General features: G+C 64.7%; 23 protein-coding genes and 1 pseudogene. 5 read left to right on the top strand and 19 right to left on the bottom strand.

Features of this window, described 5'->3' with window-relative positions; genetic code table 11:
- Positions 1-63 precede the first annotated feature (63 nt).
- Positions 64-549, top strand: coding sequence for an outer membrane protein assembly factor BamE (locus CIT37_RS18540; RefSeq protein ID WP_018320052.1), 486 nt, complete (start codon positions 64-66; stop codon positions 547-549).
- Between the two features lie 219 nt (positions 550-768).
- Positions 769-1767 carry a Bug family tripartite tricarboxylate transporter substrate binding protein gene (locus CIT37_RS18535; RefSeq protein ID WP_028141387.1) on the top strand — a complete coding sequence of 333 codons (999 nt, stop codon included), beginning with the start codon at positions 769-771 and terminating at the stop codon, positions 1765-1767.
- Between the two features lie 191 nt (positions 1768-1958).
- On the opposite strand, the gene CIT37_RS18530 is transcribed toward CIT37_RS18535, so the two are convergent.
- The 16 genes and pseudogenes from CIT37_RS18530 to CIT37_RS18455 form a co-directional block, all read right to left on the bottom strand.
- Positions 1959-2603: a group II intron maturase-specific domain-containing protein gene (locus CIT37_RS18530; RefSeq protein ID WP_197982510.1), complete on the bottom strand. Its 645-nt coding sequence runs from the start codon at positions 2601-2603 to the stop codon at positions 1959-1961.
- 613 nt (positions 2604-3216) lie between these two features.
- Positions 3217-4284: pseudogene (locus CIT37_RS18525) on the bottom strand (recombinase family protein); the annotation flags it as partial.
- 140 nt (positions 4285-4424) lie between these two features.
- Entirely contained in the window at positions 4425-4679 is a 255-nt protein-coding gene (locus CIT37_RS18520) for a ribbon-helix-helix protein, CopG family (RefSeq protein WP_223153759.1), read from the bottom strand.
- A gap of 172 nt (positions 4680-4851) precedes the next feature.
- Positions 4852-5571, bottom strand: a complete 720-nt coding sequence (locus CIT37_RS18515; RefSeq protein WP_161966427.1) for a reverse transcriptase domain-containing protein — start codon at positions 5569-5571, stop codon at positions 4852-4854.
- 473 nt (positions 5572-6044) lie between these two features.
- Positions 6045-8165, bottom strand: a complete 2121-nt coding sequence (locus tag CIT37_RS18510; RefSeq protein WP_028144407.1) for a sodium-translocating pyrophosphatase — start codon at positions 8163-8165, stop codon at positions 6045-6047.
- Positions 8166-8399: 234 nt separating this feature from the next.
- The gene (gene thiL / locus CIT37_RS18505; protein WP_095426332.1) at positions 8400-9398 is read right to left on the bottom strand and encodes a thiamine-phosphate kinase; all 999 of its coding nucleotides are present in this window, start codon (positions 9396-9398) and stop codon (positions 8400-8402) included.
- A 146-nt stretch (positions 9399-9544) separates the two neighbouring features.
- Entirely contained in the window at positions 9545-10042 is a 498-nt protein-coding gene (gene nusB / locus CIT37_RS18500; RefSeq protein WP_028144409.1) for a transcription antitermination factor NusB, read from the bottom strand.
- A 4-nt stretch (positions 10043-10046) separates the two neighbouring features.
- Positions 10047-10538 (bottom strand): 6,7-dimethyl-8-ribityllumazine synthase, encoded by a 492-nt coding sequence (gene ribH, locus CIT37_RS18495; RefSeq protein ID WP_028144410.1) that lies wholly within the window; start codon positions 10536-10538, stop codon positions 10047-10049.
- A gap of 107 nt (positions 10539-10645) precedes the next feature.
- Complete coding sequence (locus CIT37_RS18490) at positions 10646-11257, bottom strand: riboflavin synthase (RefSeq protein ID WP_095426331.1); 612 nt, start codon at positions 11255-11257, stop codon at positions 10646-10648.
- Positions 11257-12405, bottom strand: coding sequence for a bifunctional diaminohydroxyphosphoribosylaminopyrimidine deaminase/5-amino-6-(5-phosphoribosylamino)uracil reductase RibD (ribD, locus tag CIT37_RS18485; RefSeq protein WP_038950914.1), 1149 nt, complete (start codon positions 12403-12405; stop codon positions 11257-11259). The genes CIT37_RS18490 and ribD overlap by 1 nt, the downstream gene beginning before the upstream one ends.
- Complete coding sequence (nrdR, locus tag CIT37_RS18480; RefSeq protein WP_011087793.1) at positions 12402-12884, bottom strand: transcriptional regulator NrdR; 483 nt, start codon at positions 12882-12884, stop codon at positions 12402-12404. Before nrdR ends, ribD begins: the two co-directional genes overlap by 4 nt.
- A 15-nt stretch (positions 12885-12899) precedes the next feature.
- Positions 12900-14198, bottom strand: a complete 1299-nt coding sequence (gene glyA / locus CIT37_RS18475) for a serine hydroxymethyltransferase (RefSeq protein WP_095426330.1) — start codon at positions 14196-14198, stop codon at positions 12900-12902.
- Between the two features lie 260 nt (positions 14199-14458).
- On the bottom strand, positions 14459-14680 hold the full coding sequence (locus CIT37_RS18470) for a hypothetical protein (protein ID WP_028144414.1): 222 nt from the start codon (positions 14678-14680) through the stop codon (positions 14459-14461).
- Positions 14681-14735: 55 nt separating this feature from the next.
- On the bottom strand, positions 14736-14972 hold the full coding sequence (locus CIT37_RS18465) for a hypothetical protein (protein ID WP_028144415.1): 237 nt from the start codon (positions 14970-14972) through the stop codon (positions 14736-14738).
- A 200-nt stretch (positions 14973-15172) separates the two neighbouring features.
- A complete protein-coding gene (gene ldtR / locus CIT37_RS18460) occupies positions 15173-15691 on the bottom strand; it encodes a transcriptional regulator LdtR (RefSeq protein WP_018320040.1) in 519 nt (172 codons plus the stop codon).
- Positions 15692-16207: 516 nt separating this feature from the next.
- Positions 16208-16708, bottom strand: a complete 501-nt coding sequence (locus CIT37_RS18455) for a DUF6163 family protein (protein WP_018320039.1) — start codon at positions 16706-16708, stop codon at positions 16208-16210.
- A 124-nt stretch (positions 16709-16832) separates the two neighbouring features.
- Here CIT37_RS18455 and hemB point away from each other — a divergent pair, with 124 nt between their 5' ends.
- The 3 genes from hemB to CIT37_RS18440 all read left to right on the top strand — a co-directional run bounded on the left by hemB (position 16833) and on the right by CIT37_RS18440 (position 19662).
- Positions 16833-17894, top strand: a complete 1062-nt coding sequence (gene hemB, locus CIT37_RS18450; protein ID WP_095426329.1) for a porphobilinogen synthase — start codon at positions 16833-16835, stop codon at positions 17892-17894.
- A 326-nt stretch (positions 17895-18220) separates the two neighbouring features.
- Positions 18221-18763 carry an RDD family protein gene (locus tag CIT37_RS18445; RefSeq protein ID WP_038950910.1) on the top strand — a complete coding sequence of 181 codons (543 nt, stop codon included), beginning with the start codon at positions 18221-18223 and terminating at the stop codon, positions 18761-18763.
- 122 nt (positions 18764-18885) lie between these two features.
- Positions 18886-19662, top strand: a complete 777-nt coding sequence (locus CIT37_RS18440) for an arginyltransferase (protein WP_028144274.1) — start codon at positions 18886-18888, stop codon at positions 19660-19662.
- Between the two features lie 35 nt (positions 19663-19697).
- Here the strand turns inward: CIT37_RS18440 and CIT37_RS18435 are convergent, their stop codons facing one another.
- Genes CIT37_RS18435 through CIT37_RS18425 form a run of 3 tightly spaced genes read right to left on the bottom strand, consistent with a single transcriptional unit; the run spans position 19698 to position 24134 of the window.
- Positions 19698-21179: a Dyp-type peroxidase gene (locus tag CIT37_RS18435; RefSeq protein WP_095426328.1), complete on the bottom strand. Its 1482-nt coding sequence runs from the start codon at positions 21177-21179 to the stop codon at positions 19698-19700.
- The gene (locus tag CIT37_RS18430; RefSeq protein WP_038972477.1) at positions 21176-22984 is read right to left on the bottom strand and encodes a hypothetical protein; all 1809 of its coding nucleotides are present in this window, start codon (positions 22982-22984) and stop codon (positions 21176-21178) included. Before CIT37_RS18430 ends, CIT37_RS18435 begins: the two co-directional genes overlap by 4 nt.
- Before the next feature lie 19 nt (positions 22985-23003).
- Complete coding sequence (locus tag CIT37_RS18425) at positions 23004-24134, bottom strand: cytochrome P450 family protein (protein ID WP_240536456.1); 1131 nt, start codon at positions 24132-24134, stop codon at positions 23004-23006.
- Between the last annotated feature and the right edge of the window lie 50 nt (positions 24135-24184).

Genomic DNA, 24184 nt, shown 5'->3' with positions numbered 1-24184 from the left:
TCAGACGCCCAGCCCGGTACTTCAGCGCCTCGCGCGACGCAAGGGGACGGAATCAGTTCCGCTATGACGACAACGAACCAGATCAGCCTGCGCGCGGACAAGCGGCGCGGCCTTCATGCACGCTGGCGCGGCTTGCGCATGCTCGCCGCCGTCGCCCTGGTCGGCGCCGCGCTCACGGGCTGCACCGGCGAGCAATTCCAGAAGGGTTACATCCTGCCGCCCGGCGCGCTGGAGCAGATTCCGATCGGCGCGAGCCAGGACCAGGTGCTGATCGTGATGGGCACGCCCTCCACGGTCGCGACCCTCGACGGCGAGGTGTTCTACTACATCTCGCAGCGCTCGGAGCGCATGGTCGCCTTCATGAACCAGAAGGTGGTCGATCAGCGCGTCATCGCGATCTATTTCGACAAGAACCGGCGCGTGCGGCGTCTCGCGAATTACGGTCTGCAGGACGGCAAGATCTTCGACTTCATCAGCCGCACCACGCCGACGTCGGGCCAGGAGATGAGCTACCTCACGCCGCTGTTCAAGCTGCTCAGCTTCAACTGAGTCCCCGAAGCGTTTTCGGGCGAAGCCGGGGACCGGCTCGCATCAGGAAAACGCTTCAAGACAAGCATCCAGAACGCCTTCCAATTCCGCCGGAAGGTATATGGCCCTCGCCTGCGGCGTCGTGCCGCCGTCCACGCGGCACTGACCGCCGCGCGCGACTTGCCGTCGCACCTGCGGTTTCCTACCCTCCCTGCAAAGAAAGAAGCAGGGAGTGGATTCGTGCCAAAGACTTTGTCCCGACGTCGCGTGCTCACCGGAATGGCCGGCCTTTCGGCCGCAGCGATCCTGCCGCGATCGAGCCTTGCGGACTGGAAGCCGACCGAAAACGTCCGCCTCGTCGTGCCGGCTGCGGCCGGCGGCTCGACCGACGTGTTGGGCCGGCTCCTGGCCGCGCATCTGCAAACCGCCTGGGGCCAGTCGGCTGTCGTGGAAAACCGCTCGGGCGGCGGCGGCACGATCGGCACCGCCGAGGTGGTTCGTGCCAAGCCCGACGGCCACACCATCCTGGTCGGCAATCCCGGTCCGAACGCGATCGCCTACAGCATCTTCAAGAATCTGACCTACAAGCCGGACCAGCTCCAGCCGGTCTCCAACATGATCCGGATCCCGAACATCGTGTCGGCGCATCCGAAGACCGGCATCAAGTCGGTCGCCGAGCTGATCGCCTATCTCAAGGCCAATCCGGACAAGCTCAGCTACGCCTCCTCCGGCGTCGGCCAGAGCCCTCACCTCACCGGCGCCTGGTTCCTCCAGCTCACCGGCCTCAAGATGACGCACATCCCGTTCCGCGGTGCGGGCCCCGCGCTTCAAGCCGCACTGGCGGGCGACATCCAGATCCTGTTCGACAATCTCTATCCGAGCCTGCCGCAGGTGCAGAACGGCACGCTCAACGGCCTCTGCGTCACCACCACCGAGCGCAGCGACCTTGCGAAGGACCTGCCGACCATGCGCGAGAGCGCACCGGAGCTGGCGAATTTCGACGTCTCGTCATGGTTCTCGGTCTTCCTGCCGAAGGGCGTCTCGCCCGAGGTGCTGAGCGCGCTCAATCTCCAGGTCAAGGCGATGCTGGAGCGCGACGACATCAAGAAGCAGATCGCCGCCATGGGCGCGCGCGCCGATTACGGCACGCCCGAGCAGTTCGCCGCCTTCGTGGATGCCGAGACGAAGAAGTTCGCCGGCATCATCCAGAAGGAAGGACTGCAGATGGACGTGCAGTGACGCACGGCCGCGATCTGTAGGGCGGATTAGCGAAAGCGTAATCCGCCTTCGATGCAGTTTGGGCGGCGGCGGATTACGCTTCGCTAATCCGCCCTACGCACTGTCACGACAATCGGGATAGGGGGAAGCCTCGCGGCTCCGCCCCTCCCACACCACCGGACATACGGGTCCGTATCCGGCGGTTCAGCGGATTATGCGGGTCGCCGTGCCGCGACGGAAGCCAAGCCGAGTGAGGCAAAGAAGCCGTTTGGCAGAGCAATGGTGAGCGCGGGGCTGTTCGCGAGCCGCCAAGGGCCACGTGGGCTGCCGGCGGTTTGCGCCGCCAGATCCCGGCCGACGCCGCGGCGTCGCAACTCGGCAAAGCGAGCGGGTCCATACTTCCATTGCTTCCAGGCAACGGCGCGCAACCGTCGCCTGATCCACTGGTCAAGCACGCGCAACACCGACGGGGTTTGACAGAAGCCGAAGTAGCCGTGCCACCCAATCAGGTAGGTCGACAGTTCTTTGGCGATCTGCACGAGGCATCGACCACGCGTGCGTCGCGTGAGCTCCCGAACCTTCGCCTTGAAGCGGGCGAGTGCCTGCGGCGCGATGCGCCGCCGCGGTTCTTGCCCGCCGGTGAAGCTGAAGCCCAGGAACTTGCGAACACTCGGTTTGGCAACCGCGCTCTTCGCTTTGTTGATCTTGAGCTTGAGGCGCTTTTCGAGGAACCTCTCGACGCCAGCCAGCACCCGTTCGCCCGCCCGCTGACTGCGCACGTAGATGTTGCAGTCGTCGGCGTAACGCACGAAGCGGTGGCCGCGCTTCTCCAGTTCCTTGTCCAGCACATCCAGCATCAGGTTCGACAACAGCGGCGAGATGGTTCCCTGAACGCAAAAGATAACTTTGCGGTGGGGGAGCGGTCACGGAGCTATTGGCGGCGCCGGGCGCCTTTCCACCGGGAGGGGTGGGTGGGAGGGGGATGGAGTGGTGGATGACGATCTTGTCGTCGCCAACGAGGACTTCCTTCACGAGAAGGCGCAGCACGCGTTGGCGTTCGATTATATCGAGCGCGCCGACGGACGAGCGGAGGCGCTCGAGGAAGCTAGTCACGGATTCAGCGAGACGCAGACAAACCTCCTGCTCCTGCGATTGGTCTTCGATCGCCTGCAGCGCCGACAAGCAAGCCTGTTCGCGGCTACGCAAATCGGGCATGCGACTGCGCAGCTCTTCAAGTGAGAGAAGGCTCTCTTGATAGGCCGTGAGGAGACGCTCGATGCTTTTCCGGGAACGCGCAAGATCGCGGCGAAGCGTTTCCTCCCGGCGCTGTGTGGGATCGGAGTTGCGCGCCGCCTTGAGCCGGCGCTCAAGTTCGTCTTCGATGAGCTGTCGGTCTTCAAGTAAACGCGCGATCTCTTTCCATACCACCTCGTCCAGCAAATCCTGGCGCGTCGGGCGACTGTCGCAGACCGGCCCGCCGAGCCGGCGCCAGCCATCCGAGCCCAAGCAGCGGTAGTAATGGATGGTTCGAGCGCTCGACCTGGTCGAGGTGCGATAGAGCCCATAGCCGCATTTGGCGCAGCTCAACAATCCTTGCAGGGCGCTCGGCGTGATCGTGCGTCGCGGGGCATGCTTCTTGTTGGCTTCCAAAAGCTCGTTCGCCAATGCGAAGGTCTCTTCGCTGATGATGGTCGGCACAGGGATTTCGATCCACTCTGTGCGAGGAAGCTCATGATTTGCGCTATTGCGAGGAGCGACGCCGCCGCGCAATCGCAACGGCCGCGTCACACGCATGCGCGGCGCGATCCGCGTCTTGCCAAAGCAGGCCGTTCCTTTATACGCGGGATTGCGCAGCATCGCCCAGACCGTCGAGCGCTCCCAGCGGCCTGTTTCTTTGGCTGTCGGAATCTGGCGCTCATTGAGCAGGCGCGTGATGGCGCCGATGCTGTGGCTTTTTGCGGTGTAAAGCTCGTAGACCCAGCGCACGATACCGGCCTGTCGCTCGTCGATCTCATAATAGGCGGCAGAGTGATCGGTCTTGCGCTTGTAGCGATAGCCAAACGGAGCGCCGGAAAGCACGCTCACTTGGCCTTGAAGGGCGCGATGGCGCTTCCCTCGCCGCGACCGTTCCAGGATTTGCGCGCGTTCATATTCGGCGATCATGCCCTGAAACTGCAGCAGCAGCTCGTCTTCCGGCGTCGCTGCCCGTCTCGAGCGAATGAACAAGACTTCGACGCCGGCGCGCGCGAACTCTTCGATAAGAAGGATTTGATGCGCATAGCGCCGGCTCAGCCGATCGGGAGCGTAGACGAGCACGGCTTGGATCCGCCCTTCTGCGGCGAGGTCGCGCAGTCGTTCAAGTCCGGGGCGCAACAAGCTCGCGCCGCTATAGCCGTCGTCTTCGATCACCCATTCCGCCGGCACGTCGCAGTTCTGCTCGCGCGCGAAAGCGATCAGCGCGCTCGTCTGACTGGCGATCGTGTTCTCCTCCTTCTGTTTGTCCGACGACACTCTGGCGTAAATCGCGGCGGTCTTCATCTTCGCCTCCCGTCACATCGGCGCCAGCGCGCGCGAAGCGCACCTGATCTGGAACGAGAATTTCGTAAACCTGTTCAAGTTTGACGGCGACGAGGCGATCGAACGCAAATTCGAGTCGAACGTCGCGTTTTTTTCGCCGCTCAGCCATCTTCGCGGACAGACGCGAGATAAGCGGCCACCGCTCGGCGCATCACCTCGCTTGCCGAAAGCCTGGAAGCCGTCGCATGCGTCTGGAGTTTTTGGGCAAGATCGGCCGGCATCTTCAGGGAGAGCGTCACTGATGGCTGCGGCGCGGGAAGGAGCCGCTCCCTGCTTTTGGCCACTTCGAGATAGCGATAGGCCTGCCGCAGCGACAAGCCGCTTTCGCGCGACAGCACCAAGGCCGCCTCCGCCATGCCGATTTTCTTCGCGAGCAAGCGTCGCGCCGCCCTCAGCCGCTCGGCTTTCTGCGCTTGCGTCGATCGAATCATATGACATAACGGTATTACCTTTTGCGTCTCAAATCAACAACGGCTCTATCACGCCAGCCGACGATGACGCGTTCAAAGCGGAAGTTATCTTTTGCGTTCAGGGAGCCAGCGGACCGCCCTGCGGCGTGCCCTCTTCCGTCGGACTGACCAGCCCTCCTTCCAACACACCCGCATTCAGGAAGGCGCGGATGAGCTTCAGGATGCGCTTGTCAGCAACCCGCTTGGCAACCAGTCCCATCAGGATGTCGTGGTTGACCCGGTCAAAGAACTTCTCCAGGTCGATGTCCACCACGATGCTGTGGCCGGCCGCAATGTACGCCTGCGCCCGTTCCACCGCCCGATGTGCCGAGCGCCCCGGCCGAAAGCCGAAGCTCGTCTCGGCGAACGTCCTATCCCAATCCGCCTGCAGCACCTGCATCACCGCCTGCTGGATCAAGCGGTCGAGCACCGTCGGAATGCCGAGCGGCCGCAGGCCGCCCGACGCCTTCGGTATCTCCACCCGCCGCACCGGCTGTGGCTTGTAGGTGCCGTCAAGCAACTGGGCTCGGATCGCAGGCCAGTGCTCCTTCAGGTGGGCTAACAGCTCGCCGACGGTCATCCCGTCGACGCCCGCCGCGCCCTTGTTGCGCTTTACTTGCGCCAACGCTGCCTTCAGATTCTCACTCTCGACAACGTCTTCCATCGACGGTCCTGCGACCGCCGGGCGTTCGAGACAGACTTCCGCCGCACGCGCTTCAGGCTCTCGGGCGCCGGCGCTTCGGGCTTCACCCTCCGCTCCGGGGCTCAAGTTCAGCTCGACCTGATTCTTCTGCCGCATGGCTCGCACGAGATCGCCGCTCTACTGACCACTTCCACCGTTCAGGCCTTCAGCGGCGCGCTGCCGCCTACTACGCCCTCGGCTGACTTCTGCGCTGCGGTCAGGCCGTCTTGCGACGGTCTCAGTCTCGTTGCCGAGACACAGCGCAGACCTCCCGAGGTAAGACCGACCGCCTTCACCGCACGCCCGCCGAATTTACCACCCCGACCTTTGATGACCTTGGACTTCGCGATCAATTGCTCGCTCGTCCGGCCGGGTAGGCCTCGTTATCCGGTGTTTGTCCATCGGGCCGCGGCTTTGCTCCACGCTTTCTTCAGACCCCACCTCACGATGACGCCCTTGCGCTTCGCTAATCCTTCGCCGCCATCAGGCTGGATAGAGGACTTCCACCTCCAAGCTGTCGCTCATACTCGGCACACAACAAAAACCCCGCGGCTCGCGCCGCGGGGTTTGTCTTGTCTCGTCTGCGCCGCTCAGTGCGCCAGGATCGCCAGCAGCAGCAGGGCCACGATGTTGGTGATCTTGATCATCGGGTTCACCGCGGGACCCGCCGTGTCCTTGTAGGGATCGCCGACGGTGTCGCCGGTCACCGCCGACTTGTGGGCGTCAGAGCCCTTGCCGCCGAAATGACCGTCCTCGATGTACTTCTTGGCGTTGTCCCAGGCGCCGCCGCCCGAGGTCATGGAGATCGCGACGAACAGGCCCGTCACGATGACGCCGAGCAGCATGGCACCCACGGCGGAGAACGCCGCCGACTTGCCGGCCGCGCCGCCGCCCGCGATCGCGTAGATCAGGAAGTAGACGACGATCGGTGACAGCACCGGGAGCAGCGAGGGGATGATCATCTCCTTGATCGCCGCCCGGGTCAGCAGGTCGACCGCCTTGCCGTAATCCGGCTTGTCGGTGCCCTGCATGATGCCCGGCTTCTCGCGGAACTGGCGCCGGACCTCCTCGACGATCGCACCCGCGGCACGGCCCACCGCGGTCATGCCCATCGCGCCGAACAGATACGGCAACAGGCCGCCGAACAGCAGGCCCACCACCACATACGGGTTGTTGAGCGAGAAGTCCGGATTGACGCCGGCGAAGTAGGGATGGTGCGCGGAGTCTGCAACGAAGAACTTGAGGTCCTGGTTGTAGGCCGCAAACAGCACGAGGGCACCGAGACCGGCCGAGCCGATCGCGTAGCCCTTGGTGACCGCCTTGGTGGTGTTGCCGACCGCGTCGAGCGCATCGGTCGACTTGCGCACCTCCTTCGGCAGGCCCGCCATCTCGGCGATGCCGCCCGCGTTGTCCGTCACCGGGCCGAACGCGTCGAGCGCGACGACCATGCCGGCCAGCGCCAGCATGGTGGCGGTCGCGATCGCGATGCCGAACAGGCCGGCGAGGCTATAGGTGACCAGGATGCCGGCGATGATCACGATCGCGGGGAGCGCGGTCGCCTCCATCGAGACGGCAAGGCCCTGGATCACGTTGGTGCCGTGGCCGGTCACCGAGGCCTGGGCGATCGACTTCACCGGACGATAGTCGGTTCCGGTGTAGTATTCGGTGATCCAGATGATCAGCGCGGTGACGATGAGGCCGACCACGCCGCATTGGAACAGCGCCATGCCGGTATAGTCGACGCCATCGAGCTTGCCGAAGCCGATCAGGCTGTAGATCACGCCGGCGATGCCGATCAGCGACAGGACGCCGGTTGCGATCAGGCCCTTGTACAGCGCACCCATGATCGACTGGCTCGGCCCGAGCTTGACGAAGAAGGTGCCGATGATCGAGGTGATGATGCAGATGCCGCCGATCGCGAGCGGCAGCGTCATCATGTTGGCGAGGATCGGCGTCTTGGCGAAGAAGATCGCGGCGAGCACCATGGTGGCGACCGCAGTCACCGCATAGGTCTCGAACAAATCGGCGGCCATGCCGGCGCAGTCGCCGACATTGTCGCCGACGTTGTCGGCGATGGTGGCCGGGTTGCGCGGATCGTCCTCGGGAATGCCGGCCTCGACCTTGCCGACGAGGTCGCCGCCGACGTCCGCACCCTTGGTGAAGATGCCGCCGCCGAGACGGGCGAAGATCGAGATCAGCGAGGCGCCGAAGCCGAGCGCCACCATGGCGTCGATGACGGTGCGGCTGTCAGGCGCAAGCTTCAGCGAATGCACCAGGAAGCCGAAATAGAGCGTCACCCCGAGCAATGCGAGACCTGCCACCAGCATGCCGGTGATCGCGCCCGCCTTGAAGGCTAGCTCGAGGCCGCCGGCGAGCGAGGTGGTCGCCGCCTGGGCGGTCCGCACATTGGCGCGGACCGAGACATTCATGCCGATGAAGCCGGCCGCCCCCGACAGGACGGCGCCGATCAGAAAGCCGATGGCGACGTAGATTCCGAGGAAATAGACAAGCAAGAGGAAGATGACCACGCCGACGATGCCGATCGTCGTGTACTGGCGCCGCAGATACGCCTGTGCACCCTCAGCGACCGCCCCCGCGATCTCCTGCATGCGCGGCGACCCCGCATCCGCACTTAACACCGAAGACGTCGCCCAAATCGCGTAGACGACGGAAAGCACTCCGCAGAGCACTATCAACCATAATGCTGTCATGTGATTTTTGCCTCAGATCCTTGATGTACCCCCGGCGCCTTTTGTTGTCCGTCGAGCGGTGCGGCGCCTTGATTTCGAACAAAGCCGCCCCTTGCCCAAAAGGGGCGGCCTTAGTCGGTCGCAAGCTTGCCAAAATCAAATTGAGGGTGCAACGCCGGATAAGGCCGAAAACGCCGATCTCGGCAGGTATTTAGACCAAGTGCAGCGAACTAAGATGCCGGTTTGGAGCAATTCCTAGAAGTGGCTGTAGGACAGCCGCCTCAAGACCAATTCCTGGCCCTGCCCGTCCAGGAAGCGCGGCCCTTGCTTCCCCGCGACGATTGTGCCGATCGCGGTGACGGCAAGACCGGCCGCCCGCCCCGCGGCAATCAGCGCATCTGCCTGCGCGGGCGGAACGGTACACAGCACCTCGTAATCGTCGCCCCCCGCAAGCAGCGTCTCGACGCAAACGACGTTGCGGGCAATCAGGCTTGCTGCCGCGGCCGAGAGCGGCACGCTTGCCACGTCGACCACGGCCGAGACCCCGGACGCTGCGCAGAGTTTGGTCAGATCGCCGGCGAGCCCGTCGGAGACGTCCATCGCCGCGGTCGCATGATCGCGCACGGCCCATGCCAGCGGGTTGCGCGGCTGCGGCACGCGATAGCGGGAGACCAGGGCTTCCCTTGCCGCCGGATCGGTCGCAAGCGCTGCGGCAGCGGCACCACCCGTGAGCACGTCGAGGCCGAGCGCAGCGTCGCCGATCGTGCCGGTCACCAGGATGCGATCGCCTGGCCTCGCGCCGGTCCGGCCGACCATCCGCCCCTGCGGCACGCGGCCGAAGGCGGTGATCGAGATCATCTGCGGACCCGGCGTCGACACCGTGTCACCGCCGAGCAGCGGACAGGCGAATTCCTTTGCGTCCTCGCCCAGCGCGTCCGCGAAGGGCTGGAGCCAGGCATCCTCCCTGCTGCGCAGCGCCAGCGTCAGCACGAATCCTGCAGGCGTCGCGCCCTTGGCGGCGAGATCGGACAGGTTCACCCGCAGCGCCTTGCGCGCGATGGTGTCAGGGGGATCGGTGGCAAGATAGTGCACGCCTTCGATGACGGCGTCGGTGGTGACGACGATGTCATCGCCGAACGACGACAGCACCGCCGCGTCATCGACCAGACCGAACGCGCCGGGATCGGTCGCCAGCGGCTTGAAATAGCGCGCGATGAGGGAGTCTTCGGCGGAGGGGTTTTGCGTGTTCGTCATCGGCGCCGGCCTCAAACTTCGCTGTCATCGCCCAGCCAGTGCGCACTTGCGCACCAGGACCGGGCGATCCAGTACGCCGCGAAGCCGATTATCAATCACCGCTGCCGCGGCGTACTGGATCACGGTGATGACAGCGGAGTGAATGTCTACCCCCGTCCGAACTCGTCGCCGCGAAATTGGCGGCCGATCTGGTCGAGCACGGCGTTGACCATGCCGGTCTCCTCGCGGTCGACGAAGGCGTTGGCGACGTCGACATATTCGGAGATGACGACGCGGCCCGGCACGTCCTTGCGGTGCTCCAGCTCATAGGCCCCTGCCCGCAGCACCGCGCGCAGGATCGCTTCGATCCGCTTCAAGGGCCAGCCCTTCGACAGCGCCTCGTCGATCAGGGGATCGAGCTTCTTCTGGTCGCGCACGACGCCCGAGACGACGTCGCGGAAGAAGGCCGCCTCGGCCGGCAGGTAGGTGTCGCCCTCGACCTCGTTGCCGAGCCAATGGCTCTCGAACTCGGCGAAGATGTCGTTGATGCCGGCGCCGGCGATATCCATCTGGTACAGCGCCTGCACCGCCGCGAGCCGCGCCGCGCCGCGCCGGTTCGCCTTCTTCTCGTTTGGCCCTGCCGGCTTCTTGGTGGGATCAGCCATGGCTTCAGGCCCGCGCCATGCGGCGTTTGATGCGCAACATCGCAAGCGCCGCACGTGCGGCATCGCCGCCCTTGTTGAGCTCGCTGGCGCGCGCCCGCGCCCAGGCCTGCGCCTCATTGTTGACGGTGAGGATGCCGTTGCCGAGCGGCAGCTTTCGCGCCACGGCAAGATCCATCAGCGCGCGCGAGGATTCCTGCGACACGATCTCGAAATGGATGGTGTCGCCGCGGATCACGCAGCCGAGCGCGATCACCGCGTCATAGGGCTTTCCGTTCGCCGCCGCCGCGTCGATCGCGATGGCGACTGCCGCAGGGATCTCCAGCGCGCCGGGAACCGTGATCACGTCATGCGTCAGGCCCGCCGCCTTCAATTCGGTCACCGCGCCGTCCAGAAGCGCGTCCTGGAGATCGTCATAGAACCGCGCCTCGACAATCAGCGCGCGCGCGCCGGAAATGTCGGTCTGGTCCTTCAGGGGTGCGCGCCGCGCGTCTGCCATCGTCTCAATCCGTTTACTGGGGTCGGCGCGTTATGTAGTCGCCGCGGGCACGTAAGCCAAGTTCAAAGACTGTCATTCCGGGGCGCGAAGCGAACCCGGAATGACGACTACGTCGTCATTTCCGTCAGCCGCGCCGCGTAGCGGGCCATCAGGTCGACCTCGATATTGACCTCGTCCCCCGCCTTCCAGCCACCGATCGTCGTGACCGAGAGCGTGTGCGGGATGATCAGCACCGAAAAAGTCACGTCCCTGACCGTATTGACCGTGAGCGAAACGCCGTCGAGCGTGATCGAGCCCTTGGTGGCGACGAACCGCGCCAGCTCCCGCGTGGTCGAGAGCTCGAACCGCGCCATGTCGGGCAGATCCTCGCGGCTGACGAGGGTCGCGATACCGTCGACATGGCCGGCGACGATGTGCCCGCCGAGCTCGTCGCCGATCTTGAGCGCGCGCTCGAGGTTGAGCTTCGTTCCGAGCTTCCAGTGCTTTGCCGTGGTCAGCGCCAGCGTCTCGGCCGCCGCATCGACGTCATACCAGGTTTTGCCGCCTGCGACGCCGGAGGCAACCACGGTCAGGCAGACGCCGTTGCTGGCAATCGAGGCACCGTCGGCGATGGTGGTCTGATCGTAGCGGCAGGCGATGCGCAGCCGGTGCAATTGCCCTTGCGCCACAGGCGTGAAGCTGACGATCTCGCCGATATCGGTGACAATGCCGGTGAACATTACGCGCGCTCGTAGATGGTGAGAGTATCCTTGTCGAATGTTTCGCTAGCATGAACCTTGTAGGCCTGCGACTGCGTGATTTTCGACAGGGGCAATGCATCGAGCGCATCGACGCCGCCGCTGCCCACCGCTTCCGTGCCGCGGAACAGCCAGATCTCGTCGACGAGGTCGGCCGCGACGAACGAAGCCGCAACGCGGCTGCCGCCCTCGACCATCAGGCGGGTGATGCCCTTCCCGGCCAGCGCATGCAGCGCGGCCGGCAAATCGAGCCCGGAGGCACTTGCCGGCGGGATGCGGATCACTTGCGCGCCGGTCGCGCCGAGACGTGTTGCTGCCGCGGCTTCCGCAAGGTCGGAGCCCATCACCCAGAGCGGCGTCTCGCGCGCGGAGCCTATGAGCTTGCTTCCCCCGGGAATGCGCAGGCTCTGATCGAGCACCACGCGCACCGGCGAGCGCGCCGCCATGCCCGGCAGGCGGCAGGTGAGAAGCGGGTCGTCCGCCAGCACCGTGCCGATGCCGACCAGGATCGCATCGCTCTGCGCCCGCAGGAGATGCACGCGATTGCGCGCCGCCTCCCCCGTGATCGCGACCGGCTTGCCGCCGGCGGCGCCGATCTTGCCGTCGGGCGAGACCGCCAGCTTCAGGATCACATGCGGGCGCTTGTCCCGGATGCGACGGAAATGCCCGGCATGGTCGAAGGCGGCTTCCGCCGCGCACAGGCCTACATCTACTGTGATGCCGGCGGCGCGCAGGCGCGCATGGCCCTGCCCCGCGACCTCAGGATTGGGATCCTCGATCGCCGCCACCACCCGCTTGATGCCGGCCGCGATCACCGCATCGGCGCAAGGCGGCGACTTGCCGAAATGCGAGCAAGGTTCGAGCGTGACGTAGAGCGTGGCGCCGCGTGCGGTCTCACCGGCCCGCCGCAGGGCTTCGGGCTCGGCGTGCGGACGCCCGCCCGCCTGGGTCCAGCCGCGGCCGACGATGACACCGTCCTTGACGACGACGGCACCGACCGCCGGGTTGGGCCAGGTGCGTCCCTGCCCGCGGCGTCCGAGCGCCAGCGCCAGCTCCATGAAGCGGCGATCGGCGTCCCTGGCCTCGCGGGCCTTCTGCGCGAACTGATCCTCCAGGATACGGAAGATCATTTGCGGATCGCGGCGAGCCGCGCTTCCTCCTCACCGGAGAGCTCGCCGAGCACGTCGGCGAAATCCTTGGCCTCGCGGAAATTGCGATAGACCGAGGCGAAGCGCACATAGGCGACGTCGTCGAGCGTGCGCAGATGCTCCATCACGGTCTCGCCGATCACCTCGGAGGAGATCTCGGCCTCGCCCCCGGTCTCGAGCTCGCGCACGATGGTGGAGACCATCTTCTCCACCCGCTCCGGCTCGACCTGCCGCTTGCGCAAAGAAATCTGCACCGAGCGCATCAGCTTGTCGCGGTCGAACGGCACGCGGCGGCCGTTGCGCTTGATCACCGTGAGCTCGCGCAATTGCACGCGCTCGAAGGTGGTGAAGCGGAAATTGCAGGCGACGCACACGCGCCGCCTGCGGATCACGGAAGAGTCCTCGGTCGGACGCGAGTCCTTTACCTGCGTATCGAGACTATTGCAGTTCGGACAGCGCATCCTCGTGGCCCAGCCTTACTGATAGATCGGGAACCGATCGGTGAGCGCCTTGACGCGTTCCTTGATCGCGGCTTCCACCAGCGGCGCCTTGCCGTCGTCCGACTGCGCGATCGCATTGAGGACCTCGGCGATCATGCCGCCGACCTGCTGGAATTCTGCGACGCCGAAGCCGCGGGTGGTCGCCGCCGGCGTGCCCAGACGAATACCGGAGGTCACGAACGGCGACTCGGGGTCGAACGGAATGCCGTTCTTGTTGCAGGTGATGGCAGCGCGAACCAGCGCCTTCTCCGAGGCGTTGCCCTTCAGGCCCTTCGGCCTGAGATCGACCAGCATCAGATGGTTGTCGGTGCCGCCGGAGACGATGTCGAAGCCGTGGCTCTTCATCGCCTCGGCCAGCGCCTTGGCGTTCTCGACGACGTTCTTGGCGTAGACCTTGAAGTCCGGACGCAGCGCCTCGCCGAAGGCAACCGCCTTGGCCGCGATCACGTGCATCAGGGGGCCGCCCTGCAGCCCCGGGAAGATCGCCGAGTTGAACTTCTTGGTCAGCGTCTCGTCATTCCACAGCATCAGGCCGCCGCGCGGACCGCGCAGCGATTTGTGCGTCGTCGTCGTGGTGATGTGGGCATGCGGCACGGGTGAGGCATGCACGCCGCCGGCGACGAGGCCCGCGAAGTGTGCCATGTCGACCAGCAGGTACGCGCCGACGCTGTCCGCGATCTCGCGGAAGCGCTTGAAGTCCCAGGCGCGCGAATAGGCCGAGCCGCCGGCGACGATCAGCTTCGGCTTGACCTCTTCAGCCTGCTTGGCAACCGCATCCATGTCGATGATCTGGTCCTCGCGGCGCACGGTGTAGTGCGCGGCCTTGAACCACTTGCCGCTCATGTTGACGGGCGAGCCGTGGGTGAGATGGCCGCCGGCCGCAAGGTCGAGACCCATGAAGGTGTCGCCGGGCTGCAGCAGCGCCAGGAACACCGCCTGGTTCATCTGGCTGCCGGAGTTCGGCTGCACGTTGGCGAATTTGGCACCGAACAGCTTCTTGGCGCGATCGATCGCGAGGTTCTCGGCGACGTCGACCCACTCACAACCGCCATAGTAGCGCGCGCCCGGATAGCCTTCCGCGTATTTGTTGGTCATCACCGAACCCTGCGCTTCCAGCACGGCCCGGCTAACGATGTTCTCGGAGGCGATCAGCTCGACCTCATGGCGCTGCCGGCCGAGCTCGCCCTTGATGGCGGCGGCGATTTCCGGGTCGGCCTGCTCGAGCGAGGCAGTGAAAAACGAATCGGGCGCGGAGGCGGTTTTTGCTGAAGTCATCTTGCGAATATCTCCACCGCCGCAGCCTTTTGGCGGGCTACGGGCGGGTCTGGTGTGGCGATCGGAAGCACGCGCGATCTACCACATCGCCCGCAACAGGCCAAGCATTTGCGGGTCGGGCCTGATATTTATGCAAGATATGGTGGAGGGTGGCGGTTTTCGGCACTTGGGCCGGCTCTGGGGAGCCGCCCGTCCACCCCTCCCCGGAATGGGGCCGCTTTGGGCCCTAACTCCTCATCCGTGGAGCCGCCGGCTGTCTATCACAGCCCGGTATACCCCGCCTTCACAGGGTCCACGCTGCCGTCGAGCTGGCGCAGATAAGTCAGGCCGCACACCGTCAACCTGTGCGGGTCCTTCTCGCCCGCTTCCATCAGGGTGGTGAGGTAGTTCGTGACCTTGGCCCGTGCCTCCTCGCTGGCCGCAGCGGTGCGGTTGGCGAGCAGGTCATAGGTCTGCATGATGCGGTCGATGGCGGCTTCCATGGCACCCTCTGGTTCGTGCGATATTCTGGGTTCGTCGGTATTTTGCGACTGTTGATCAGGCAACCGCGCGGGCCTCGGCCTGCGCCTGGAACCGGGCGATCGCCGTGTTGGCGAGCCGGATCTTGTTGAACTCCCCGTTCTGGAGCAGCTTGATGATGATCCCGAGCAGATGTTCGTCGGTCACGAGCGTATCGGCAATCGCGCCGGACCGGCGAAGGTAGTTCGCGGCAATGGCGTAGGCCTCGCTCACGAGTTCCACGTTCATCGCCTGCAACCCGCGCTCGACCAGCATCGCCCTGTCTCCGATCCGAAGGAGATAAGCGCCAAGCCCGGAACTGGTTCCTCGGGGTCGCAAAATTTTCTTCGCAGGTGCAAAATGCAAAACGCACCGGTCCGGGGGCAACTCCGGGCCGGCGCGCTGGGGAAGTTGAGGCACGTTCGGGCGGCTTGCCGGTCTTGTTGCGGGCCGGCTTGGCCTTATCCCTTGGAAACTCAGAGCCGATACAGGATCTGGTCGGTCCAGAACCGCTCGAGGCGGTGCAGCGACTTGTTGAGGGTCGAGAATTCCTCGCCGGAGATGCCGCCGACCTGCTCCACCGTCTTGACGTGCTTCTGGTAGAGCGCATCGACGATGCGGCGGACTTCCTGGCCCTGCGGGGTCAGGCGAATGCGCACCGAGCGGCGATCGACGCGCGAGCGCTGATGATCGAGGAAGCCGAGCTCGACGAGCTTCTTCAAATTGTAGGAGACGTTGGAGCCGAGATAGTAGCCACGCGTGCGCAGCTCGCCCGCGGTCAGCTCCTTGTCGCCGATGTTGTAGAGCAGGAGAGCCTGCACCGAGTTGATGTCCGCGCGGCCGCGGCGATCGAATTCGTCCTTGATCACGTCGAGGAGCCGGCGATGCAGCCGCTCCACCAGAGTCAAAGCTTCCAGATAGAGCGACTGCACCGAACCCTGCTGGCCGGAGACGCGCTCTGCGGTATCTGCCGCAGTTGCGACGGCTTTCATCATGACACTTCCCCTGTTGTCGTTTTTATCGACACTTATTCGACGAAACTTGTGTCCCGTCTGATAGGTGCAACTTAAGGGGCTCGTTTGAAGATCGGCTTAAATAAGAGAATAAAGAGATCATGAATTTAAGACAGTGAATTGCGGATTAAGCCTGTGCCACAAGCACTTTTCGCAACGCTCTGTTGACCTTCGCAAGGTCCTGTTCACCCTCCGTCCGCCGCAACTGTCGCATTCCAGAACAGCCCCGCTTCGTTTCGAAACGGGCGCGTAACGGCTGTGGCGGAACCGGCTGGTCAACGAGAACTTACCGCAAATTTTAGGCAACCAACGGTCAACCAAACCGGCACAACTCCGCAAGCTCCACTCGCGTGTCCCGGACAAGCGGAGCGCAGAGCCGGGACCCCGAAAGCCAAAAGCGGGATCGCGGAGAGCCGGCTCTGCAACGCAGCACGCCGCAAGTGCGGCGCGCTGCGTCGCGTCCGGGGCACGAGAGTATCTATGTATCGAAGGTGTCGCCTACGGCGGTCGCTCGCGCGCGGCCATCCAGGCGAGCGCGAGATAGGCGGCGAGCATGAAGGCTTCGACGCCGACGACGATCAGGCTGCCGCCGTAGATTCCCGGGAACATCAGCTCGATCACCGCCATCGACACTACGGTGGTCAGCCACACCACCGCGCCCCACGGCGTCGCCAGCCACAGGCCGACCGCGGCGACGAGCTCGATCACCGCGAAGTAGACGGTCGCGGCCTGCCAGGCCATCGACTGGTTCTCGAACGCCTCGTCCTCGCCGCCGACGAAGCCCGTCACCTGCGCCCAGTGATAGAGACCTTTCAGGATCGAGAGCAGCGCCATCACCCGCAGGAACAGCACGAGGCGGCGAGTCCAGACATTGTCGTCGGACTCCGAGCGCTCCGACGAGATCGCAGCCACCGACATCGCGCTGTCTCTGGCGCTGTCTCTGACGGCGTCCCTGGGGCTGCCGTCACGGGCCGCATCGCGGGTGGAAATCTCGGACATGGCCCCCTTCTGGCTGCTTCGGCCCGCAAAATCAATCGGCTGCCATCACGTTGCGGCAGGTCAAGCCGCGGTGACGGGAACCATGCGAGCTGGTATAAGAATAATTCCAGCCGGAGGAAGAGTGATGGCGATCAAATACGGACGTCCGATCGAACTGCGCGAGGTTTCGCGCCGGGAGGGAGCGGCGGTGCCCCATGCCCTCGATCTGACCGTCCGCCCGCGCCGCAATCGCAAGGCCGAATGGGCCCGGCGGATGGTGCGCGAGAACGTCCTCACCACCGACGATCTGATCTGGCCGCTGTTCCTGATCGACGGCGACAACAAGCGCGAGCAGGTCATCTCGATGCCGGGCGTCGAGCGGCTCAGCGTCGACCAGGCGGTGCGCGAGGCCGAGCGCGCCATGAAGCTCACCATCCCCTGCCTCGCGCTGTTTCCCTACACCGAGCCGTCCTTGCGCGACGAGGAAGGCTCCGAAGCGACCAATCCGAACAATCTGGTCTGCCAGGCGGTGCGCGCGATCAAGAAGGAGTTTCCTGAGATCGGCATCCTCTGCGACGTCGCGCTCGACCCCTTCACCAGCCACGGTCATGACGGCCTGATCTCGGACGGCAGGATCTTGAACGACGAGACGGTCGCGGTGCTGGTGCGTCAGGCGCTGGTGCAGGCCGAAGCCGGCTGCGACATCATCGCGCCCTCCGACATGATGGACGGCCGCGTCGCCGCGATCCGCGAAGGCCTGGACCGCACCGGCCTGCTCGACGTGCAGATCATGGCCTACGCCGCCAAATACGCTTCCGCCTTCTACGGCCCGTTCCGCGACGCCATCGGTTCGGCCAAGACGCTGACCGGCGACAAGCGCACCTATCAGATGGACAGCGCCAACACCGACGAGGCGCTGCGCGAGGTCGAGCTCGACATCACTGAGGGCGCCGACATGGTGATGGTGAAGCCCGGCATGCCCTATCTCGACGTCGTCCGCCGCGTGAAGGACACCTTTGCGATGCCGACCTTCGCCTACCAAGTCTCGGGCGAATACGCGATGATCGCGGCCGCCGCCAACAACGGCTGGCTCGACGGCGAGCGCGCCATGATGGAGAGCCTGCTCGCCTTCAAGCGCGCCGGCGCCGACGGCGTGCTGAGCTATTTTGCGCCGAAGGCGGCGGAGAGGCTGCGGTCGCAGGGGTAAGCTGGCGGGGCACCTTCACTGTCGTCCCTGCGTACGCAGGGACCCATACCGCGTGATCTAACTGTGATCCGCGGTATTCGTACCGGCGAAATCAACTAACGGTCTTCGCCAAACTCCTCCCTGTGGTTATGGATCCCGGATCTGCGCTTCGCTTGTCCGGGACGACACCGGTGTTTGCGGCGCCAACATCGTGCCCTCCCCCGCCCCCGAATCGCCGGAATATTTCGGCTTGTTAATGCGCCTGCGCCCTTGGCAGGGGGAAAGCCTGTTCCCATGTCCTGCCTCGAGGGTTTTTCCCCTCTGTTTCCCCCTTGGGAGGACGGATCATGTCGTACGACTCGGGCAATTCAGGAGCCTGGCGCAATGACGGCGGGGCGCAGCCGCATGCCTACGACCCCTATCTGCACCCGGAGTTGTTCCGTGGCGTTGCGACGCGGCGCGTGTTTGCCTTCCTGATCGACATGGTCGTGATCTCAGTGCCTGTGATCCTCGGCTACATCTTCATCGCATTGTTCGGTGTGGTCACGCTCGGCATCGGCTGGGCGCTGTTCTGGCTGGCCTGGCCGGCCTCCGTGATCTGGGCGATCGTCTATTACGGCGCCTGTATCGGTGGTCCCTCCTCCGCGACGATCGGGATGCGGGTGATGGATCTGGAGCTGCGCACCTGGTACGGCGCACCCGGCTATTTCGTGCTGGGCGCCACCCATGCCGTGCTGTTCTGGGTGTCGGTCTCGTTCCTGACGCCCTTCGTGGTGCTGCTCGGCCTGTTCAACGGCCGCCGGCGCCTGCTGCAGGATTTCGTGCTGGGAACGGTCGTGATCAACAATTCCGTCCGCGCGCCGGTGCCGCAGGCCGCGAGGACCTGGTGATCAACGGCCTACTAACCGGGATCCTCTAAGCTGACTGCTGACCTGACTTGCCAAGCTGACCAATTGACCGGGAGCTTCCGTAGCGCGATGCTGATACTCACTTCGGAGGCCCACGACGTCCCTTGACCCAGCACTCGCGCGATACCCCCCAATTTTACCTTACGGCGCCGTCCCCCTGCCCGTATCTGCCGGGTCGGCATGAGCGCAAGGTGTTCACGCACCTCGTGGGAGAGCGCGCCGGTGACCTCAACGACCTCCTGACCCATGGCGGCTTCCGCCGCAGCCAGTCGATCGCCTACCGGCCGGCCTGCGACCAGTGTCGCGCCTGCGTCTCGGTCCGGGTCGTCGCCAACGAGTTCCGCCCCTCCCGCAACTTCCGCAAGGTGATGGCGCGCAACTCCGACATCATCGGCGAGCAGCGCAGCGCGGTGCCGACCTCCGAGCAATATTCGGTGTTCCGCGCCTATCTCGACGCCCGCCACCGCCATGGCGGCATGGCCGACATGACCGTGCTCGACTACGCCATGATGGTCGAGGACAGCCATGTCGAGACCCGCATCATCGAATACCGCAAGCGCGGCCCCGACAGCGGCATCACCGGCCGTGGCGAGGAGCTGATCGCGGTCGCGCTGACCGACGTGCTCAGCGACGGCCTGTCGATGGTCTATTCGTTCTTCGAGCCGGGCCAGGTCAGCCGCTCGATGGGCACCTTCATGATCCTCGACCACATCGCCCGCGCCCGTCGGCAGGGGCTGCCTTACGTCTATCTCGGCTACTGGATCGAGGGCTCGAAGAAGATGGACTACAAGGCCCGCTTCCTGCCGCAGCAGCGCCTCGCGCCCTCGGGCTGGCTGCGCGTCGACGCACAGGGCGACGCGGCCTCCGAGCCGCAGGATTGACCCTCACGATTGCCCGTCCGGCCCCGCGCCGGCTTTCAGGGCGCCAAGGCTACGACGGCCTCTGAGCCGACCGCCTTCGAACTGCCCTCGCGGCCGAGGATGAATTTGAGCGCAGAGATTCCGGGAAGGAAGAAATAGCCTCCCCCCAGCGTCTGCGTAAACGCGGCCAGGGACACTTCCTCGCCGCTTGCCAATCCCGGCATGGAGAAGCTCCTGGTGGCAGCGGGCTTGCCGACGAGAGGGTCGTCCTGGTCGTTGAGGCAGACGAACCGGGGATTTCGCAACCAGCGCTGGTAGATGAACTCGAACTGCCGCTCGAGATCGGCGTTGCAGGCGATGAAGAAGATGCCCTTGCGCGGCTTTTCGTTCGCAACCTCCTCGCGATAGGGCCGCCCCCGGCGCAGCAGCCGGTGCAGCTTGACCGACTTGATGCTCGATTGCAGGTCGATGCCGAGCGTATCCCTCGGATTGACGCGGCGGATATGGGCTCCCTTCGGACAGCCAAAGCCGTTCGCGTCGTCGACACGAAAGCGAAATGCATCGGCTTCCGAATCCGAAATCGGAACGCCGGGACTGCCTTGCCACGACAATGGCTTTCCATTCCTTCGACGGCCCATCATCTTCTCGCAGACAGCCTCGCCGTACACCGCTTCAAATTTCGCGAACGCATCGACATCCTGCTCGATCTGGCGAACCGCGAGATAGGTCCCGTTCAGCGCGAAGCGGCCGCTCGTATACGTGGCGTCGCCGGGCCATCGCTTGACGTTGGGGCAATAGGTCAGCTCGTCGTATTCGTTGCGATAGCCCAGAATAAATTCCCCCGGGGCGACGACGCGGTCCTCGTAGAGGATGCCGGCATCCCGCCTGATCTTCTTGCGCTCGGCGCCGCGCTCCTCCCTGAGCTCGCTGATCACGGGCTGCGCGAGGCCATCGCGAAACCCGAAGGACTCGTACAATCTTTCTTCCTCGTCGCCCGCCTTTTGCTGGAAGGCGCAGGGATCGTTGTCGACCTTGATGACATCGAACACATCAGGATCAGGATCCAGTTCTGCCGACTTCTCCGGCGCGCTCGCCATCTCGGCAGCGCTCCGTCGCATTCTCCATTCGCCAACCAGGACATGCACGGGGCCGCCGGCACCGCCTTCAACATCGGACCAGCGCCATTCTCGCGGACTGTCCCTCAACAGCAACGCGCGCAGGTCGCAGCCCATGCCGCTGCTGAACGGGGACGGGAAAGGATGCGCAGCAGTCTCGTCGCATCCGAGCTTTGCCAGCCCCAAATAGCTGAAAGCGATCGCGACGGCATCGTCGACGGGGTGGGTCCTCGATTTCCTGACATCGGCGGCACTGACCACCAGCTTCTTGTCGACGAGCCCTGCGAGCCACGCCCGGGCATCGTCCTCGCGGCCCGCCTTGATCGTCAGCAGCCAGAAGCGGCTGGTCTTCAACCAGCCATAGCCGCTTCCGAGCATTCCCTGAATGTCCGCGAGCTGTTCGGAGAGATGCGAGGCCTTCATGTTTCGATCGCCCTCATGATGAAGTCGTCGTTCCTGTCGTTGCGCTCGCCGAACAGGGCGTCGCGCAGCCCGGTCGCGAGGTCGATCTCCTCGATCGTCGCGTTGCACGCATCGAAGCGATACATGTGCGGAAGCATGCTGTCGCGGGCGTAGGACTTGAATTTCAACTCGCACTTCACGCCGCGAAAAAGCACGAAACGCGTCGGCGGAAAATCGCGCGGCACCTTGATGTCCGGCTGCCCGACCGCCGCCGATCCCCGCGGCCTCAGCGTCGTCCATCGCCAGGCCAACGTCGTCCCTATCGTCGCGCCGTTGATGAAATCGTCGAGGTAACCGCCGAAATTGCCGTCATAGTTCGAGCAGAATAGAAAGCGCCGACCGTCCTCGATAATGTGCCAATGGCCAAAATGGATACCCGGTGCATCACCGAGCCGCCCCTCGGTGAAGAACACCCGCCCAAAGAACGTCACGACGCGCAGGGACACGCGGATCCACCAGGCGCTCCAGCCGTTCGGGCTGCGGATATCGGTCAGGCTGACCATGTGCGCGGTCCCACTGGCCAACAGCGCTTCGCACTGGTCGATTGACGGATGAACCTGCTGGGCCCGGGCGACATCGTCTTCGTAGGGATGAAAGAACCACTTGCTCAAGGTCGCAAACCGGCGATTGATCCAGGAGAAAAAGGACCCGATGCAGAGCAGCGCGACGATCGCGAGCACGCCGAAGAGGGCGAGCTCCCATCCCGGAACCCGCGCGGTCAAAGCCTCGATCCCTTCCATGATCGGCTTGGGATAGAAGACGAAGACCACCGCACACGCCACGATGGCGAGGAGCAACGGGACGACCACGATCCAGCCGACAACACGGGTGGAGAATGACGACCACGTCTCGGTCGGTCGTTCGAGTTCGCGGCGGACGCTGTCCACCCAGCGCCGCCACGGCGCGAACAGGGCCGGCAGCGCGACCAGGAGCAGCCATCCCAGGAACAGCAGCCCGACAAAGGCGAGCAGTGCCCTGATGCTCGCCCACACGATCCACATGCTCACACTGCTGATGACGTCCACCACGGACTGCACCGGGGGATAGGATGCGCCGACGAACCAGGTGATGGCGCCGAACAGCCCGCGCGGCAGCGCGCCCAGGAGCCAGACGAGGGCCAGCCACAAGCCGAAAACCACGAGCCCATAGCCGACCTTTGCGGAGATGCTCGCACCCCTCCCGCGCCAATAGGAGCGCGGCGCAGGCTGCATCGCCCAGTCGAAGCGCGGGTCCTGGAATGCCCGCTGCGCCAGCGCAAGCGCGAACGATGCACGATCATCGCCGTACATGGCTCTCAACTTGCGTCCCTCATCCCGGGTCCATATCAGGAGATCGTGCTCCTTTTTGATCTGCCGGGCCGTTCTGTCGCGAGGACCGACGAAGCCGCCATCGGCGAGACTGAGCCACCCGATCAGCTTGTCGAACAATTGCCCGTTGCGCGCGCTCACCAGCGGAGGCCCGCCGCCGGGCCAATAGGAGCTGAAGAGCGACCACATCGCGCCGCTGGGATGATGGACCAGCCTGTACAGCATGTCCTTGGGATCGATGCCTTCCTCGACGGCAAGCTCGAGCATCAGCGACGGCGCCTGCTCCTGTGCGTCCGTGCGCGCCGGCAACAGGGCGATGGACGCGAACTGAATGACCGCAACGTCCTGAAGAAGTGCATTCAGCGCGGACTGCATGTCTCCGGAGTCCGAAAAATCCACCGCGCCGCGCCAGCCTGGCGCAATGATGCAGATCATCTGCTGCCGGACCATTTTGAGCATGGATTGTCCTTCCAATCCGTCAGACGAAGTTCACGCGCATGCGAGACATCAGCGGGCCGTCATAGGCGATGGCCTTGCCCTCGCCCCGCGTGAGCCGCAACTCGGGCAGGATCAGCAGACCAATCAGCGCACTCGTCAGGATCTCGACCGCGTAATCCTTGGCGGGACATTGGCGGGTGCCGTATCCGAACATCAGCCAGCGCAAATCCTGGTGCGGCCCCCAATTGCGGGCGGGACAGAACCGACCGCTCTTCTTGACCACCCTGGAATCGAACAGGGCGGCGATCGACCAGATCGCCATCTTGCCGCCAGCGGAGCACGGCGCGTTGTGCCGCGCCCCGGTCTCGAATTCCGTATCGCGCGGCACGTCGCGCGCGAGCAGCGGAAAGATGGGTCGAAAGCGCATGAGCTCGAGCATGTGCTCGCGCACCAGATCGCGGAACTTGGCGTCTTGCCAAACGCCGGCCGGCCCGAGCCGCTGGGCTTCGGCCCGCAAGGCCCGGTGAACCCTGGAGCGCCCGAGCAACTCCTGCACGGCCAGTGCCCCCGACTGCACCGTGACCGGATGCGAAATCCAGGCAAGACCGGCGGCATTCCGCGTGATGGTGCTGGCGGTGCTCTGGACACCCCAAGCCTGTTCGATGTCGCGGCTCACGGCGGCGATACGTGCCCGCAACGCGTCCGAGCAGAGTTCCGCCCGTCGCTGAACCCTCAGCGTCGCAGTGCTTCCGGCAAGCAGCTGGCCTGCGACATACCTGATTTCCAGGAGATATTGCCGTTGCAGCCCGGGATCGTTGACGTTGCCATGCGCGCCCGCCACCACCTTGCCCGTTGCCGCCCCGAACAGCGGATCCATCGCTCGAAACACGATCCACATCAGGTAATCGTCAATGAGGTCGAACGACTTGTTCGTCCCGAGCTGCCCAAGCTGCTGGACGCGTCGCTGAACCTCCTGATCGGCCGCGGCCGGCAGGCTCGCAGCCAGCAAAGCCAACCGGTCATCGAGCAGACGCCTGTCGTCGTGGTAGGTAGGACCCGGATCCATGCCAATCAGGTAATCGCCGGCGGCCAGATTGGCCGCATGAGCCGAGTTCGAGAAACTCTGCGGCCTGGTCAGCACACCCTTGACCGCACTGGCGCGTGCCGCCATGCCGAACCAGCCGCCCGCGAACGGCCAAAGCCGAAACAGGGCACCGACGG

It is taken from the genome of Bradyrhizobium ottawaense, from assembly GCF_002278135.3.
Classification (GTDB): Bacteria; Pseudomonadota; Alphaproteobacteria; order Rhizobiales; family Xanthobacteraceae; genus Bradyrhizobium; species Bradyrhizobium ottawaense.
The sequence above is the reverse complement of the archived record's forward strand: the minus strand, read 5'-3'. Positions and strand labels throughout refer to the sequence as shown.